This is a genomic window from Amycolatopsis samaneae, from assembly GCF_039541975.1.
Classification (GTDB): Bacteria; Actinomycetota; Actinomycetes; order Mycobacteriales; family Pseudonocardiaceae; genus Amycolatopsis; species Amycolatopsis samaneae.
This window is the reverse complement of sequence record NZ_BAABHG010000001.1, coordinates 67,402-84,196: the sequence shown is the minus strand read 5'-3', so window position 1 is coordinate 84,196 and position 16,795 is coordinate 67,402. Positions and strand designations below refer to the sequence as shown.

Genomic DNA, 16,795 nt, shown 5'->3' with positions numbered 1-16,795 from the left:
GCTAACCTCGATTAAGCGGACGAATTGTTCCGCATTTCTCGGTGCCGGGGGCCACCGCCGCTGGAAGGAGTCACCTTGTCCGAGAGCACGTCTCCGGAAGACCCGGCGGCGATCCCACCCGACGACCCGGCCCGCGCGCTCACCGTCGCCCGTCCCGGTGATCCCGGTCTCCGGCACCTCGCGCTGGCCGGCGACGTCTACACGATCCTGGTGTCGGGCGAGCAGACCGGCGGCCGGTACTGCCTGATCGACATGCGGGTCCCGCCGGGTGGCGGCCCGCCCCCGCACCGGCACGACTTCGAGGAGATGTTCACCGTCCAGAGTGGACAGATCAGGTTCACCTGCCGCGGCGAGGACGTGCTGGTGCGCGCGGGGGAAACGGTGAACATCCCCGCGAACGCGCCGCACTTCTTCCGCAACGTCTCGGACGGGCCCGCGCGCATGCTGTGCCTGTGCGCCCCGGCGGGACAGGAGGAGTACTTCCTGGAGGTAGCAGTTCCGGTGGACAGCGCGGATTCCGCGCCACCGGAGCTCACCGAGGCGGAACAGGCCGCGATGCGGGAACGGGCCGTCGCGCTGGCCGCCCGGTACCGCACCGAACTGCTCTGACCGGCTCCAGGCCTCTGAAGGCCACCTTGAGGGACTTGGGGTCCCTCAAGGTGGCCTTCAGAGACGGGCGGGGCAGGCAGGCGGATCGTCCAGGAAGTCCGCCGGTGGCACGAAGAACAGCCCGCCGGTGATGGCGGTGGACACCTCGAGGATGCGGTCGGTGTGCCCGGCGGGCTCGCCGAGGAACATGCGGGTGAGCATCTGCTCGGTCACCGCCGGATCGGCGGCGTACCCGGCGAAGAAGGTGCCGTACTCGCCGCGGGCGATCGAGCCGAACGGCATGTTGTCGCGGAGGATCTTGCGTTCGGTGCCGTCCTCGTCCTCGATCGTGGTCAGTGCCACGTGGGAATCGCCGGGTTTGACGTCGTCGGCGAGTTCGACGTCGTCGACCATCCGGCGTCCCACCGCGTGATCCCGCGCCTCCACCGGCATCGCGTGCCACTTGTCCAGATCGTGCAGGTATTTCTGGACGATCAGGTAGGAGCCGCCGGTGAAGCGGGGATCCTCGTCGGCGACCAGCACCGCGGCGGACGCGGTGTCCCCGGTGGGGTTCTCCGTACCGTCGACGAAGCCGAGCAGGTCCCGCCGGTCGAAGTAGCGGAAACCGACCACCTCGTCGACGACGGACACCGCGGCCCCGAGAGCGCCGGCCACGCGGCGGGCCAGCTCGAAACAGGGATAGAGCCGCTTCGCCCTGATGTGCAGGAACACGTCGCCGGGTGTGGCGGGCGCGTGGTGGCGCGCGCCGTCGATCGCGCGGAAGGGGTGCAGCCGGGCCGGGCGCGGACCGGTGAACAGCCGGTCCCATGCCGCCGAGCCGATGCCCAGCACACAGGTCAGGTCCTCCTCGGGCAGCGGGAACCCGACCGAGCGGACCATCCCGGCCAGGTCCGGCAGCAGTTCGTGCACGGCGGTCTCGCCGCCGGGTCCGATGGTGAGGGTGAGGAACAACGCGCTTTCGGTGAGCGGGGCGAGCACGCCCTGGGCCTCGGGCACCGGCTTTCTCCGATCTGGTGGTGGGACGGCGATCGTCGCGCGGGAACGGGCGTCGCGCGACTCGTCCGGCCGGACGAGTCAGGCCGCCCTGACTCAGTCCTCGTTCTCCTCCGGCGGCGTCCCGGTGTGCCCGCGCCCGGGTTTCAGCCGCAGCGCCTGTGCCGCGGTGACCAGTTCGGCGAGGGCACGGGGATCGAGCAGCGAGCGGCCGGTGAGTTCCCGGATCCGGCGCAGCCGGTACCGGACGGTGTTGGCGTGGCAGTGCAGGATCCGCCCGGCGTGTTCGGCCGATCCGCCGGCGGCGAAGTAGGCGTGCAGGGTTTCCAACAGCACCTCGCGTTCCTCGGCAGGCAGGTCGAGCACGGCACCGAGGACCTCGTCGGCCAGACGTCCTCCCTCGTCCGGGTCATGGGCGACGAACGCGGCGAGCGGGCTGGGACTGAACGCCCGCACGTCGGGCTTGCCGGGCGGGAGCCCGGCGAGCGCGGTCCTGGCCAGGTGCAGCGCACGCGGGGTCTCGGTCAGCGACCGGTACAGCGGGCTCACGCCCGTGCGGGTGACCGCGACGTCCCAGAGGACCGCCATCAGGGCGTCGTGCTGTTCCTCGCGCAGGGACACCACTCCCGCCTGCAGGGTGGGCGTGAGCTGCCAGGCCGAGACGATCCCGAGCCGGGCGAGCCGCTGTTCGATCCCGGGCAGGCTCTCTTCGGCGAGGCCGCGCGTCTCGGCCGCCACCACGGCCAGCTGCCCGTCGAGGGACAGGCCGAGCAGCTTGCCCGCCTCCCACGGACCGGCGTTGAACACCCGCTGGCCGGTGAACAGCGCCTCGGCCAGTGCCGAGCGGCGCCGCTGCCGGGCGGCGAACAGTTCCCGGCTGGCCGCCCGGTACGCCTCGGTGAGCCGCACCGCGTGCTCGTCGTTCACCTGCCAGAGCAGGCCGGCCACCTCGACGAGCGCGTCGAGCGCGCCGGGTTCCGGGTACTCCCTGGCGCGGCCGACCAGCAGGTCCCAGAGCATCGCGCACCCGATCCGGTAGACCTGCAGCACCTCCGGGAGCGGTGCCCCCTGGTGCGCGCGACGGCTGCCCGTCTCGGTCGGCGCGGCGAGATCGGGCGGGGTGTCCGGGGCCGCGAGCGCGCCGACCACGAACCGCAGGTTGACCGCGATCGAGCGGTGCAGCTCCTCGCGCGGCACGATCTTTTCGTCCCGGTACAGGTCGATCCGGTCGCAGACCGCGGCGTGGACGTCGTCGATCAGCCGGGGCAGCCGCGTCCCGGCCCAGGCGAGCAGTTCGGTGAGCACGGTGTCGTTCACCGGGTGACCATCTCCGTGATTCCCCGCTTTCGGCGGATATTCCGTTTTTCCGTTCGGCAGGAATTGCCGACCGGTCTACGGGAGAACGGCCGGGCCGTCAACACAGTCCGGTGCCGTTGTGGCCCGCGACAAACAATTCTGTCTTCGTCCACATCGGTCTCGCCGGCGGGGCGGCTCACCCGGTTGTGTGCTTTCATCGACACGGTGTTCCGGCTCCTTTCGCGGGGGCGGGCCCCATGGTCGGATGGGACCGAAGGTACGGCGGCGACGGGAGCGTGCGGTCATGACCGAGCAGGACGGCGCGGAGCCGGAGTTCCGGCCCTACCACCACCCGGCCGCGGGCTGGGGCGCGGCGAAGAGCGTCACCCGGTTCCTGGTCCGCGAGCGGGAACTGCTGGACGGACCGCGCGCGATCCTGAAGATGAACCACGAGAACGGCGGCTTCGACTGCCCGGGGTGCGCGTGGCCGGACGACACCAAGGGCCTGCATCTCGACATCTGCGAGAACGGCATCAAACACGTCACCTGGGAGATGACCCGCAAACGCGTCGGCAGGGAATTCTTCGCCGCGCACACCGTGACGGAGCTGTCCGGCTGGAGCGATTTCGCGCTCGAGGACCAGGGCAGGCTGACCGAGCCGATGCGCTACGACCCGGACACCGACCACTACGTCCCGATCTCCTGGCCGGACGCGTTCGCCCTCGTCGGCCGCGTGCTGTCCGGTCTCGACGACCCCGGCCAGGCGGCCTACTACACCTCGGGCCGGCTCGGCAACGAGGCGACGTTCCTCTACCAGCTCATGGCCCGCGAGCTGGGCACGAACAACCTCCCGGACTGCTCCAACATGTGCCACGAGGCCAGCGGCCGCGCGATGCAGGCGGCGCTGGGCACCGGGAAGGGCACCGTCGACCTCAAGGACTGGGAGCTGACCGACGCGTTGTTCGTGTTCGGGGTGAACGCCGCGTCCAACGCGCCGAGGATGCTCACCGCGCTCGCCGAGGCATACCGCCGGAACGCGCGGATCGTGCACGTCAACCCGCTGGTGGAGGCGGCCGCCACCCGGACGATCATCCCGCACGACTTCGCGCGGATGGCCACCCTCCGCGCCACGCCCACCGGGAACCTGAACGTGCAGCCGCGCATCGGCGGGGACATGGCGTTGGTGCGCGGCATGGCGAAGGCCGTACTGGAACAGGCGCGTACCGATCCGAAGGCGCTCGACACGGAGTTCATCGAGCGTCACACCACGGGTTTCGCGGACTACCGCGCCCTCTGCGAGGCCACCTCGTGGGAGGAGATCGAGCACCAGTCGGGCGTCGCCGTCGCCGACATCCGCGCGGCGGCCCGGATCTACCGCGAGGCCGACCGCAGCATCGTCAGCTGGTGCCTGGGCATCACCCAGCACGAGCACGGCGTCGACACCGTCCGCGAGATCGTCAACCTGTTGCTGCTGCGCGGAAACCTGGGCCGGGAGGGCGCCGGGCCCTCGCCGGTCCGCGGGCACAGCAACGTCCAGGGCAACCGGACCTGCGGCATCGACCACCGGCCCGCGGCGGCGTTCCTCGACCGGCTCGGCGAGGTCTGCGGGATCACCCCGCCCCGGGAGCACGGCCTGGACACCGTGGGCACCATCGAGGCGATGCACCGCGGCGAGGTGAAGGTGTTCGTCGGCATGGGCGGGAACTTCGCGCTCGCCGCGCCGGACACGCCCTACACCGCCGCCGCGCTGCGCGAGTGCGAGCTGACCGTGCAGGTCAGCACGAAGCTCAACCGCAGTCATCTCGTGCACGGGCGGCAGGCGCTGATCCTGCCGTGCCTCGGCCGCACCGAGAAGGACCACCAGCGCGGCGGACTCCAGTCCACCTCGGTGGAGGACTCGATGAGCATGGTGCACCTGTCGGTCGGGATGAAGCGGCCCGCCTCGCCGCACCTGCTGTCGGAACCGGCGATCATCGCGGGCATGGCCCGCGCGGCGCTGCCGGACAGCGCCACCCCGTGGGAGAGCTACGTCGAGGACTACGACCGGATCCGCGACACGATGGCCAGGGTGCTCGACGGTTTCGAGGACTTCAACCGCAGGGTGCGGCTGCCGCTGGGTTTCCGCATCCGCCAGCCCGCCCGCGAGCTGGTCTTCCACACCCCGTCCGGGCGCGCGGAGTTCTCCACCGCCACGTTGCCCGACGTGGTGCCCGCGCCCGGGACGCTGGCGCTGGGCACGATGCGCTCGCACGACCAGTGGAACACCACGATCTACTCCGACGACGACCGCTATCGCGGGATCAGGAACCTGCGCACGCTGATCTTCCTGAACGCCGAGGACATGCGGGAGCGCGGGCTGGCCGAGTTCGACGAGGTCGACATCACCAGCACCGCCAAGGACGGCAGTACCCGGTGCCTGTACCGCTACAAGGCCGTCCCGTACGACATCCCCCGTGGCTGCGCGGCGGGCTACATGCCGGAGATGAACGTCCTGTGCGCCATCGGCGACTACAGCACGCAAAGCGACCAGCCGATCATGAAGCACCTCACCGTCACCGTCCGTCCCTCCGCCTGAGGCGCGGAGAGCACGGGCCGCGGACGAGGACCGCGGCCGCGATGCCCGCGGCGACACCGAGCAGGGTGTCGAGCCCGCGGTCGGTGAGGAGCGTCAGCGGTTCGGCCGGGGTGGCCAGCTCGGTCATCACCATGATCAGCGGGGTGAAGAACCCCAGCGCCAGACCGTAGTTACGGGCCATGAACAGCTCGGTGGGGAACAGCAGCACCATCACCGACAGCGCCAGCGGCGTCGGGCCGAACGGGGGCAGGAGCAGCAGGGCGGCGGCCCCGAGCCCGGCGAGCGTGCCCAGCACCCGGTGCGCGCCGCGACGCACGACGCTGCGGATACCGGGATGGAGGCTGTTGCGCGCGTCGGCGGCGGCGAGCGGCACGGCGGCCGAGGCCATCGCCCAGTTGGCGTGGTCGACGCCCAGCAGCAGCCCGATCGACCCCGCCGCCGCGATGGCGAGCCCGTAGCGCGCCGCGTGGGTCAGCGCGCACCACGGCCGCCGTCGCCGCGCGCACCGCGCTTCGCAGCGCGCCGGTTCGGCCACCGCCTCGCCGGGCACGGGTTTCCTGGTACCGGAAAGCCTTTCGGACAGTCCGATGAGGACACAGAACGCGGCCGTGGCGACGCAGATCGCCAGCGCCGCCCACGGCGCGATCCGGCCCGCCGGGACGGTGGCGACGGCGCCGAGCGCGAAGATCCCGAAGAACGGCCCGCGGGGGCTGAGCCCGAGCCGGTTCGTCACCAGCGCCACCACGACCGCGAAGACGGCCTCCGTGGACACCAGGACCCACGGCCGGGCGTGGCAGGCGGACAACGCGATCCCGATCGCGACGCCCGCCGAGAGCACCGTCCCCGCCTGCGTCTGGTGCCGGAGCCGGAGCCCGGGGGACTCGGCCCGTCCGTACATGCCGGTGAAGGACCCGAAAACGGCGTAGATGAGCAGATCCGGACGCCCGGCGAGCAGCAGGGCGAGACCGGGCACGAGCAGCCCGATCGCCACCCGGCGCGCGTGCGGCCAGTCGCTCCCGGCGGGGCCGAGCCCGGCGAACGGCCGTGCCGGGACCCGGGCTGCGCGCAAGGAAGCTCTCCCGTCGTCTGCGCGGCCGGTCCGCGGAACTGGTTGCCCAGTCTGCCGGGCGGGGCGGCCACGCGTCCAAGCGGAAGTTCCGACCGGCCGATAGGCGGCGCCGATCAGCGCGGGCGGGCCCGGCGCGGGCGTGGTGGAATGGGCCATGCTGTTCCGTCAGCTCGAGTACTTCGCCGCGCTCGCCAGGGAACGGCACTTCGCCCGCGCCGCGGCCGCGTGCCACGTGAGCCAGCCCGCGCTGTCGGAGGCCATCCGCAAGCTGGAGCACGAGCTGAAGGTGCCGCTGGTGCGCCGGGGACGTGCCTTCGAGGGCCTGACACCGGAGGGGGAACGGCTCGTGCCGTGGGCCCGGCGCATCCTGGCCGACCACGACGCCCTCCGGCAGGAGGTCTCCGCGCTGCGGACCGGTCTCACCGGTGAGTTGCGGCTGGGCGTGGTCCCGGCCGCCTCGGGCACCGTCGCGTCGCTGACCGATCCGTTCTGCGCCGCGCATCCGCTGGTCCGGGTGCGGGTGGAGGCGAGCCTACGCACGGCGGAGATCGTCGACCGCATCCGGCGGTTCGAACTGGACGCCGGTGTCGTGCACCCGGACGAGCCACACCTCGAAGGACTCCTGGTCACCCCGCTGTACGAGGAGCGTCAGGTGCTCGTCGCCGGTGGTGACCTGCTCGCCGGCCGGGCGGAGGATCCGGGCTGGGCGGAGGCGCTGGAACTGCCGATGTGCTTGCTGCACAAGGGAATGCGTGGCCGTCAGCTGATCGACGAGGCGCTGGCCGGGCGCGGTCTCGCGGTGACGCCGCGACTGGAAACCGACTCCGTGGTGACCCTGCTCGCGCACGTCGGCACCGGCCGGTGGGCAAGCATCCTCCCCGGGTCCTGGCTCGACACGCTGCGCCTCCCCGCCGGTGCCCGGGTGGTGCGGCTGGCCGATCCGCCCGTCACCACGCCGGTCGCGCTGGTCACCGGCGCGACGGAGCCGGGCTCGGTGCTCGCCCGCGCCCTGACCCGCGTCGCGACGGCCACCCGGGACGCCGACGGCTGAGGTCAGGTCAGGCTTCGGGTCGTGGTGGGCTGTCGAGGAGTTCGATCCCGTACTCCGCCAGGAGCGCGGCGTGCGCCGTGTCGTCGCGCGTGTCGCTGGCGCCGACCGACTGGAAGTAGCCCTCGATGGCACCGGGGTTGTTGATGACGAGGACCTCCGCGGTCGTCGTCAGGGGCTGGAAGGTGTGCGAAACGAACCGCGGCGAGTAGATGTAGGCCCCCGGCTCGGCGTCGTGCACCTCGCACTCGTCCAGTGACTCGGCCCCCACCCAGAAGCGGACGCGGCCGGACAGGACCACCCAGCTCTCGTCCTCGCGGCTGTGCCGGTGCAGCGGCGGCGCGTCCTCCTTGCGCATGGTGATGCGCACGACACTGACCGCCCCGTTGGTCTCGGCGGTCGACACGACCTGTTCGTGGGAGAAGTGGTAGTAGCGGTAGGTCTTGCCGTCGTTTCGGTTGCGTACCAAGGCATTGCTCATGACGGATTCCCTTCCTCGCGCGGCGACACGGTGCGCCGTCTTCTTCTATAGTTATCTGCGCAGACAACTACATCCAGGAATTGTGCTGTCCGTCACAGCCGCTTCGCGGTCCGGGTAGTTACCTGCGCAGGCAACCTGTGCGTGCTCTCCGCTACAGTCCGGGCATGGCCACCGAGAAGCTGCGTCCCCTCGAAGACGAGGCGTGGCGCGGGTTCCTGCTCACGCACGACAGGATTCTGCGTGCGATGGAGGAGGGCCTCGCGCCCCTGAACGTGAGCCTGCCCGAGTACAGCGTGCTCGCGCTGCTCGGCGAGGCGGGCCCGAACGGCATGCGGATGTCCGAGCTGGCCGAGCGGCGCGTGATGTCCACCGGCGGCCTCACCCGGCTCGCCGACCGGCTGGAGCGGCGGGGCCTCGTGCGGCGGCAGCGATCGGACGCCGACGGCCGTGGCTTCGAAATGACGCTGACCGGGGAGGGACGCGCCCTGCTGCGCAAGGCCTGGCGCCGTCACCACGGCGACCTGCGCGAGCTCTTTTTCGACCGGCTCGGCGACGACGATCTCCGGCATCTCGCCGAGGTCTGGAACCGGCTCGCGGCCGAGCCGGGGTGACCCGCTCCCGGCCTCCGGCGTGTCGGGAACGCCCCTGCGCGAAACGGCGGCCCGGTCGTGCCAGAATCCGCGACGATGCACCACACCCCGTCCGACCTCGCCGATCTGCTGGAATGCGAGCACCGGAGCGTTCTCAAGCAGGCGTGGGCGGCCGGACTGTCCGGTGCCCCCGCGCCGAAGGGCGCCGGTGACACGCTCGCGGCCAAGCACGGCCGGGCCCACGAACAGGCCACGTTGACGCGGCTGCGCGGCGAGCGCCACGCCGTGGTCGAGATCGACCACCGCGATCCGGCGGTGGCGGCGCGGGAGACCGCGGCGGCGGTCCACGCGGGCGCGCCGGTGATCTACCAGGCGGTCTTCCACGAGGAGGGCGAGTTCTCCGGCCGCGCGGACTTCCTGCTGCGTGACGAGCAGGGCCGCTACGAGGTGTACGACACCAAACTGGCCCGGCACGCGACGCCTGCCGCGGTGGTGCAGCTGGCCGCCTACGCCGACGCGATGCGCCGGGCGGGCTGGCCCGCCGGACCGGAGATGCACCTGCTGCTCGGCGACGGCGGCACGCACACCCTGCGGGTCCAGGACTTCCTGCCGCTGCTGCACCGGCTGCGCGCCCGGCTGCGCGGCCGCGAACCGCGCCTGCCCGAGCGTCTCTGGGGCGAGGAACGCCCCGCGTGCGGCAGCTGCGGTTTCGCCGAGCACTGCACGAGCGCGCGCAAGGCCGACCGCGATCTGTCACTGGTCGCGGGCATCCGCGGCGACCAGCGCCGCAAGCTCGCCGCCGCCGGGCTCGGCACCATCGACGCGCTGGCGCGGGCCACCCCGGGAGAGCGGCCCCGCGACCTGTCGGCGCGGTCGTTCGAAACCCTGCGCGCGCAGGCGGCCATCCAGCTCCGCCAGGACAGCACCGGCGAGGTCAGCTACGAGGTGGTCGATCCCGGCGCGCTGGCCACGCTCCCGCCACCCGCGCCGGGCGACGTCTTCTTCGACATGGAGGGCGATCCGTACGCGCTGGCCGGGGAGGGACTGGAGTACCTGTTCGGCGCGATCACCGCCGAGACCGGACAGCCGCGGTTCACCGCGTTCTGGGCGCACACCCGGGCCCAGGAGAAGGAGGCGTTCGAGCGGTTCGTCGACTTCGCGAGCGCGCGCCTGGCCGAGCACCCCGGTTCGCACATCTACCACTACGCGCCCTACGAGAACACGGCGATCAAGCGCCTCGCGGCGGTGCACGGCACCCGCGAGGACGCGGTGGACGCGCTGCTGCGCGCGGGCGCGCTGGTCGACCTGTACGCGGTGGTGCGCAAGGCGATGCGCGTGTCGCAACCGTCCTATTCGATCAAGTACCTCGAACCGCTGTACATGCCGGACACCCGCGAAGGTGAGGTGAAGACGGCGGCGTCGAGCATCGAGGCCTACGAGGACTACCTCACACTGACCCAGCGCGGTGAAGGTGAGCGCGCCGACGAGGTTCTCCGCGGCATCGGTGACTACAACGAGTACGACTGCGTTTCGACGCTGCGGCTGTTCGAGTTCCTGCATCGGGCCCGCGCCGAGGCCGGGATCGACCTCGCGGAAACCCCGGTGGAGTCCGAAGAGGACGCGTTGCTCCGCACCGCCGAGGAGGACGTCGCCGAGCAGAAGCGCGCCGAGCGGGCCGCGCGCATGGCGGCGCTGGTGGATCCGCTGCTGGACGGGCTGCCCGACGATCCGGCCGCGTTCACCGCCGAGGACCGCGCCCGCGCGCTGCTGGCCGCCTCGGTGGGCTATCACCGCCGCGAGACCACGCCCGCCTGGTGGGAGTACTTCCGGCAGCTCGCCGCGCCGCTGGGCGATCTGGAGGTCGACACCACCTGCATGGTCCCGGTCGCCGCCGAAGCGGGGGAGTGGGTGCCCCCGAAGGGCCGGGTCCGCACCGCCAAACGCACGGTGACCCTGCGGTGCGATCCGGACCGGCCGCATCCGTTCGCCCCCGGCGACCAGGTCCGGTTGCGGTACGGCGCCACCGCCCGCGACGCCAAGGTCGTCGACGCCACCGCCGCGGACGTGACCCTGCAGGAAAGCTGCCCGCCGGAGGTGACCGACGACGCGCGGCCGGTCGCGGTCCTGCCGGGCAGCCCGGTGCGTCCCGCGCCCAAGGACGAGGCGGTCGCCGAGCTGGCCCGGCTGGTGGTGGACGCGCTGCCCGTGCTGCCGGCGCACCCCGGCGTCGACCTGTTGCGCCGCACCCCGCCCCGGCTCCGGGGGCGGGACACCCTGCCCGAGGCGGGGGACGACGTGGTCGGCGCGGTGCTCGCCGCGGTCGAGGCACTCGACGGTTCCACCCTCGCCGTCCAGGGGCCGCCGGGGGCGGGAAAGACCTACCTGGCGGGAAAGCTGATCGCGCGTCTTGTCCATTCGGGACGGACGGTGGCGGTCACCTCGACCAGTCACAAGGCCGTCGAGAACGTCCTGTCCGCCACCATGAAGAACGCGCCGGGCCTGCCGTGCGCCAAACGCGCCAAGAAGGCGCCGGACCCGGACCTGCCGTGGGAGCAGCCCTCCACCAACGACGCCCTCGTCCGGTGGCGCGCGGAGCACACCGGCGGTCACCTCGTCGGCGGAACGGCGTGGACGTTCGCGAACGCCGCGATCCGGGACGAGCCGTTCGACCTGCTGGTCATCGACGAGGCGGGTCAGTTCGCGCTCGCCGACGCGCTCGCGGTGTCCATGTCCGCCCGCAACGTCCTGCTGCTGGGCGACCCGCAGCAGCTCCCGCAGGTCGTCCAGGGCACCCACCCCGCCGGCGCCGAGGCCTCCGCGCTGGGGCACCTGATCGGCGGGCACGACATCATCCCGGCCGAGCTGGGCTACTTCCTCGACCAGACCCGCCGGATGCATCCCGCCGTCTGTGACCCGGTCTCCCGGCTGTCCTACGCGGGGCAGCTGCACGCGCACCCCACCGCGGCCGGGCGCGGGATCGACGGCGTGCCCTCCGGCCTCTATCTGTCCGAAGTGGACCACCACGGCAACACCACCCGCTCGGTCGAGGAGGCCGCCGCCGTCACCGCGATCGTGGCGGACCTGCACGGCCGCCGGTGGACCGACCACGGGACGGCGCGCCCGCTCGGTGACGAGGACATCCTGGTGGTCGCGCCGTACAACTTCCAGGCCCGCGAGGTCACCCGCGCGCTGGAGCGGGCCGGGTTTCCCGGGGTGCGGGTCGGCACGGTCGACCGGTTCCAGGGGCAGGAGGCGCCGGTGGTGATCACCACCATGACCTCGTCGTCCACAGTGGACCTTCCGCGCGGGCTGGACTTCCTGCTGTCCCGCAACCGGCTCAACGTCGCGCTGTCCCGCGCCCAGGCGGTGACGATCCTGGTCTGCTCACCCCGGCTGGCCGAGGCCGAGGTCCGCACCGTCGCGGACATGCGGCTGATCTCCGGTCTCCTCGGGCTCACCGGCGAGGCGAAACCGTGGCGGGCGGATGGGACCGAACTCTGACCTGTGGCAGGCGCCGGACGGGGACCGTCCCCCGGCCAGGGCCGGCCGGGGGACGATCATTCAGGTGGTACCGGTGCGCGTGTAGCCGAGCAGCCGTTCCTTGAACCTGGACAGCGCGTCCGCGTGCGCCGCGATGTACCTGCGGTCGTAGGCCGATTGGACGGCGACCGCGACGCCGACCAGGTTCGTGTCGAGCTTGCAGCCGATGTCGGTGGTCGCCGCCGCGATCTCGGCCGGGGTCGCGGGCGGTCCTTCCCCTTTCTGTGTCGAAATGGGCCGCTGCCATTTCGGGTCGATCAGCGGGTCGATCGGGCGCTGGTACGGATAACCCGCCCTGGTCATGCACGCGGACCATTTCGACACCGCTTCGGTGACCCGGCTGTCGTTCGTCGCGGACGGCGGGCCGCCGTCCGGCAGAATCCGTTCGTCCGTGACGAGGGTCAGGTCACCGATCGCCTCGCTGCCCGCCTTTTCGCATTGGCGGACGACTTCCGGCCGTGACCACGGGGCCGGCATTTCGAGGTTCCGCTGTCCCTCGAAGGCCGACCCGTATCCCCGGGAGCGGGCGTCCTCCGGGCCGAAGAATCCGTAGAGGCGCGTGCGGGTCACGTCCTCCTGCCGCTGGATTCGCAGCCTGGCGGCCAGGTCCGGCGGTACGTTGGTCCGGCCTGGCGTGCCGTGCTCGGCGTAACACGCGGTCGTGGCCGCTCCGCGGACCTGCCACAGCTGCCGGAGTTGTTCGCCGGAGGGCAGATAGCCATCGATCGGGCGCGAGATCTGGGTTTCTCGCGTGATGACGTCGATGCTGCCGACCGGCGGCTCGGTCTCCGCGCCGCAGCCGGTGGCGGTGACCGCCGCCACCGCCGCGAGAACGGCCAGACGTATCACCCTTGCGCGTCGCACACCAACACCCCCAGGGACCTCGTGGTCACCGTCGCTCGCCTCCTAGTTGATGTGGATGGTGTCGATGCGCCGCGAGGAGAACTGGTAGATGTTCCACTTCTGCGGGAAATCGACGTAGCCGGACGGGGAAGCCACCCAGCCGGTGTTGTTGCCGCTGCTGACCGAGTAGACGCCGTACAGCGTCACGCCGATGGTCCCGCGGTTCGCCCAGCAGGTGGTGTCGGTCGAGTTCAGCCAGGTGTAGCCGTTCTCGTTGCAGGTCACGCGGTTGATGGCGAACGCGTCGCTGCCGCTCACGAGCATGCCGGTGGCCGACAGTGCCGCCACCGCGCCCGCGGCCAGGGTTTTCTTCATGACTTTCTCCGTTTCTGACGACGGATCTGGTGCTGACGTGCCGTGGTGGTGCGGAATTCGATCGGGGTGGCACGTTGCCCGGAAAGATTCGCATCGAGGTGACCTGGCCCGCGTCGGCGAGGATTCCCTATGTTCTCGTCCGCCGTCGCACCTAGGCGAAGTTCGCCGATGCGCGCCCGGCCGCGGGCGGTGAGGATGGGCCGTGCCGTCCCGGTTTCCCCGCACGGAAAGGTTTTCTGCCCTGGCACACCCCGGATCCTGTCCGGGAGACCCCTTCTCCCTGCGGCCGTGCACGCTAGAGTTTTCCTTGTGCGGGCCGAATCTTCTCGTGCGCTCATTGGCAGGCAGGCCGAAATCCGCCACCTCGAAGCGTTGCTGGGCGCCGCGCGACGGGGAAAGGGCGGTGTCCTCGTCCTGCGCGGCGAACCGGGAACGGGCAAGAGCGCGTTGCTGGCGTACACCCGATCGGCGGCGTCCGGGTTCCTGGTGCTCGACGGCACCGGGGTGGAGTGCGAGACCGAGCTCCCGTTCGCCGCGCTGCACCGGATGTGCATGCCGGTGCTGGGGCGGCTCGGCGGGCTGCCCGGCACGCACCGGGCGGCCCTCGAGGTCGCGTTCGGCGTGGCCCCCGGAGTGCCGGACCCGTTCCGGATCGGCCTGGCGGTACTGGAACTGCTCGGTGGCGAGGCACGGCAGCGACCGCTGGTGGGTCTCGTGGACGACACGCACTGGCTCGACGACGCCTCGGCGAGGGCGATGGCGTTCGTCGCCAGGCGGATCGCCACGGTCCCGGTGGCACTGGTGTTCGCCGAGTATCCGTCCGGCCCGGCCCAGGAGCTGCCGGGGCTGGTCCTCGGCGGGCTCGGCGAGGCCGCCGCGCGCACCCTGCTGTCGACGGCGATCCGCGCGCCGCTCGACGACCGGGTGCGGGAACGGGTGCTCGCCGAGGCGCGGGGAAATCCCTTGGCACTGCTGGAACTTCCCCGGACCGGCGGGTTCGAGCCACCCGCCGCCTCGGCGGTGTCCCGCCGGATCGAGCGAGGATTCCTCGCCAGGGCGGCGGAACTGGGTCCCGAGGTCCGGCTCCTGCTGACCCTCGCGAGCGCGGAACCGACCGGGGACGCGGGACTGCTGTGGCGGGCGGGCCACCGGCTCGGTATCACCGGGGCGGCCAGGAACGCCGCGGAGGGCTCCGGCCTGATCGAGATCGGGACCCGGGTCCGGTTCTGCCACCCGGTGGCGCGGTCCGCGATCTACCGGGCCGCCGAGGCGGAGTGGCGGCACACCGCCCACCGCGTGCTGGCCGAGGTCACCGATCCGCTGACCGATCCGGACCGGCGGGCCTGGCACCGGGCACAGGCGGGCACCGGGCCCGACGAGGACGTCGCGGCCGAGCTGGAGCGGTGCGCGTCCCACGCGCGGGCCAGGGGCGGCATGGCGGCGACCGCGGCGTTCCTCGAACGCGCGGCGGCGCTGTCGCTGGATCCCGGCAGGCGGACCGAACGCACCCTCGCCGCGGCACGGGCCACCCTCGACGCGGGCGCGACCGAGACGGCGGCCGAACTGCTGGGCACCGTGCTGGCGGGCACGCTGGACGATCACCGGCGGGCCGAGGCCGACCGGTTGCGCGGGCGGATCGCGTTCACCAGGAAGCGGGACGGAGAAGGGCCGTCGTTGCTGCTCCGCGCGGCGGGCAGGCTGGCGGGGCACGAGCCGGAACGCGCGCGGGACTGTCTCCTGGAGGCGCTGGAGATGGGACTGGTCCTCGGGGCGGGTGAGGTGCTGGACCTGGTGCTGGCGACCGCGCGCGTGGCCCCGCCCCCGGCGCACCGGCCGGACATGCTGGCGGCGCTGGTGGTGCTGCTCACCGAGGGACACCGGGTGGCCACCCCGCTGCTGAGACGGGTGCTCACCGGGCACGAGGGCGCGGAGTGGGTGCGGCGCCCGACCCTGGCGGCGCTGCTCGCGGTCGAACTGTGGGACCTGGGCACACACGACGACGTCACCCAGTGGCTGCTGAAGGTGGGGCGCGAAGACGGGGTGCCCGCGAAGGTCGGCCTCGGGCTCGCCCACGTCGCCGCCTCCGCCGCGCACGTCGGGGAACTCGACCGGGCCGAGGCGGCGATCGCCGAGGCGGAGGCGCTGGACGGCGTGTTCTGCGGGACACCGTGGGAATACTCCCGGCTGCACGTCTCCGCGTTGCGCGGTCGCCGGAAGGAGGCACTCGGCCTGATCGAAGCGGCCGTGGCGAAGGCGCGGGGCGAGGGCCGGGCGATCGCCAACGCGAACTGGGCCGCCGCGGTGCTGCACAACGGCCTCGCCGACTACCCGGCCGCGCTCGCCGCCGCCCGGCGCGCCACCGCGGACGGCGACCTCGTCTTCGCCGGGATGGCCCTGCCCGAGCTGGTGGAGGCCGCGGTCCGCTGCGGCGAGCCCGCCGAAGCCGGCGCGGCACTGGAGTCGCTGACCGAACGCGCCGAGGCCGGGGGCACCGCGTGGGGCCTCGGCGTCGCCTCGTACGCGCGGGCGCTGGCGACCGGCGAGGAGGAGCACTACCGCGCGGCGGTCGGCCACCTCGCCGAGGGCACGATGATTCCCTACCGGGGCAGGGCCCACCTCCTGTACGGGGAGTGGCTGCGCCGCGAACGCCGAGGACGCGGTGCGCGCGAGCACCTGCGCGTCGCCCACGAGCTGTTGTCCCGCGCCGGTATGGAGGCGTTCGCCCAGCGCGCCGCGGCGGAGTTGCGCGCCACCGGTGAACCGCCCGGTTCCGGTTCGCCGCGTGCCGGGGGTCCGCTGACCACCCAGGAACTGCGGATCGCCCGGCTGGTCGCCACCGGCGCGACCTCCCGCGAGGTGGCCGGGCGGCTGTTCCTCAGCCCGCGCACGATCGACGCCCATCTGCGCAGCATCTTCCGCAAGCTCGGCATCACCTCACGCAGACAGCTACGGGACCTGTCCGGCGGTGTACTGGGCGACTGACGAGGCGGGCGTGGCCGGGCGTCAGCCGTCCAGGCGGACGACGACACGGACCCGGCCCGCCGGGTCCCGGTGCGCGACCGCGTGTCCCGTCCGGTCGACCCCGTCCAGTTCCAGGGAAATCGGGCCGCCGTCGGCGAGGAAGTTGCGCCACCACTTCTTGGCTTCGGGAAGCCGTACGCCGATGGTGACGGTGTCACCGGTGCGGCGGAAGGCGACCGGGGTGCTGAACGTGCGGTGCGAGCGGCGCCCGGTGTAGGTCACGATGGTGAGCCGCTTGCGCACCGCGGGACCCCAGCGCGGGGAGGAGCGCAGGCTCAGCACGCAGGTGTTGAACCGGTCGATGGCGTGTTTCGGGATCGGGCCCTGGTAGCGCACGGAACCTCCGGGACGGCGG

At 72.3% G+C, this 16,795-nt stretch carries 13 protein-coding genes; 6 read left to right on the top strand and 7 right to left on the bottom strand.

The annotated features are described in order from the left end of the window. The first annotated feature begins 75 nt into the window (after positions 1 to 75). Positions 76 to 609 carry a cupin domain-containing protein gene (locus tag ABD987_RS00395; RefSeq protein WP_345385547.1) on the top strand — a complete coding sequence of 178 codons (534 nt, stop codon included), beginning with the start codon at positions 76 to 78 and terminating at the stop codon, positions 607 to 609. 57 nt (positions 610 to 666) lie between these two features. Here the strand turns inward: ABD987_RS00395 and ABD987_RS00390 are convergent, their stop codons facing one another. After that, complete coding sequence (locus ABD987_RS00390) at positions 667 to 1,605, bottom strand: Dyp-type peroxidase (protein WP_345385545.1); 939 nt, start codon at positions 1,603 to 1,605, stop codon at positions 667 to 669. A gap of 93 nt (positions 1,606 to 1,698) precedes the next feature. Continuing rightward, positions 1,699 to 2,919, bottom strand: a complete 1,221-nt coding sequence (locus ABD987_RS00385; RefSeq protein WP_345385543.1) for a PucR family transcriptional regulator — start codon at positions 2,917 to 2,919, stop codon at positions 1,699 to 1,701. A gap of 283 nt (positions 2,920 to 3,202) precedes the next feature. Here ABD987_RS00385 and ABD987_RS00380 point away from each other — a divergent pair, with 283 nt between their 5' ends. After that, positions 3,203 to 5,473: an FdhF/YdeP family oxidoreductase gene (locus tag ABD987_RS00380; RefSeq protein ID WP_345385541.1), complete on the top strand. Its 2,271-nt coding sequence runs from the start codon at positions 3,203 to 3,205 to the stop codon at positions 5,471 to 5,473. On the opposite strand, the gene ABD987_RS00375 is transcribed toward ABD987_RS00380, so the two are convergent. Further along, positions 5,451 to 6,542: an FUSC family protein gene (locus ABD987_RS00375; protein WP_345385539.1), complete on the bottom strand. Its 1,092-nt coding sequence runs from the start codon at positions 6,540 to 6,542 to the stop codon at positions 5,451 to 5,453. The two genes, ABD987_RS00380 and ABD987_RS00375, sit on opposite strands and share 23 nt — an antisense overlap. 154 nt (positions 6,543 to 6,696) lie before the next feature. Between ABD987_RS00375 and ABD987_RS00370 the strand changes: the two genes are divergently transcribed. Beyond that, entirely contained in the window at positions 6,697 to 7,593 is an 897-nt protein-coding gene (locus tag ABD987_RS00370) for a LysR family transcriptional regulator (protein ID WP_345385537.1), read from the top strand. Positions 7,594 to 7,600: 7 nt separating this feature from the next. Here ABD987_RS00370 and ABD987_RS00365 read toward each other — a convergent pair whose 3' ends face one another. Beyond that, positions 7,601 to 8,071 (bottom strand): cupin domain-containing protein, encoded by a 471-nt coding sequence (locus ABD987_RS00365; RefSeq protein WP_345385535.1) that lies wholly within the window; start codon positions 8,069 to 8,071, stop codon positions 7,601 to 7,603. A 164-nt stretch (positions 8,072 to 8,235) separates the two neighbouring features. Here ABD987_RS00365 and ABD987_RS00360 point away from each other — a divergent pair, with 164 nt between their 5' ends. Then, positions 8,236 to 8,682: a MarR family winged helix-turn-helix transcriptional regulator gene (locus ABD987_RS00360; protein ID WP_345385533.1), complete on the top strand. Its 447-nt coding sequence runs from the start codon at positions 8,236 to 8,238 to the stop codon at positions 8,680 to 8,682. Between the two features lie 75 nt (positions 8,683 to 8,757). After that, on the top strand, positions 8,758 to 12,162 hold the full coding sequence (locus ABD987_RS00355) for a TM0106 family RecB-like putative nuclease (protein WP_345385531.1): 3,405 nt from the start codon (positions 8,758 to 8,760) through the stop codon (positions 12,160 to 12,162). 60 nt (positions 12,163 to 12,222) lie between these two features. Here the strand turns inward: ABD987_RS00355 and ABD987_RS00350 are convergent, their stop codons facing one another. Continuing rightward, positions 12,223 to 13,065: a hypothetical protein gene (locus tag ABD987_RS00350; RefSeq protein ID WP_345385529.1), complete on the bottom strand. Its 843-nt coding sequence runs from the start codon at positions 13,063 to 13,065 to the stop codon at positions 12,223 to 12,225. 42 nt (positions 13,066 to 13,107) lie between these two features. Further along, a complete protein-coding gene (locus tag ABD987_RS00345; protein ID WP_345385527.1) occupies positions 13,108 to 13,419 on the bottom strand; it encodes a beta/gamma crystallin domain-containing protein in 312 nt (103 codons plus the stop codon). Positions 13,420 to 13,728: 309 nt separating this feature from the next. On the opposite strand from ABD987_RS00345, the gene ABD987_RS00340 reads away from it, so the two are divergent. Continuing rightward, the gene (locus ABD987_RS00340; RefSeq protein ID WP_345385525.1) at positions 13,729 to 16,401 is read left to right on the top strand and encodes an ATP-binding protein; all 2,673 of its coding nucleotides are present in this window, start codon (positions 13,729 to 13,731) and stop codon (positions 16,399 to 16,401) included. Between the two features lie 21 nt (positions 16,402 to 16,422). On the opposite strand, the gene ABD987_RS00335 is transcribed toward ABD987_RS00340, so the two are convergent. Next, positions 16,423 to 16,776: a hypothetical protein gene (locus tag ABD987_RS00335; protein WP_345385523.1), complete on the bottom strand. Its 354-nt coding sequence runs from the start codon at positions 16,774 to 16,776 to the stop codon at positions 16,423 to 16,425. Positions 16,777 to 16,795 lie beyond the last annotated feature (19 nt).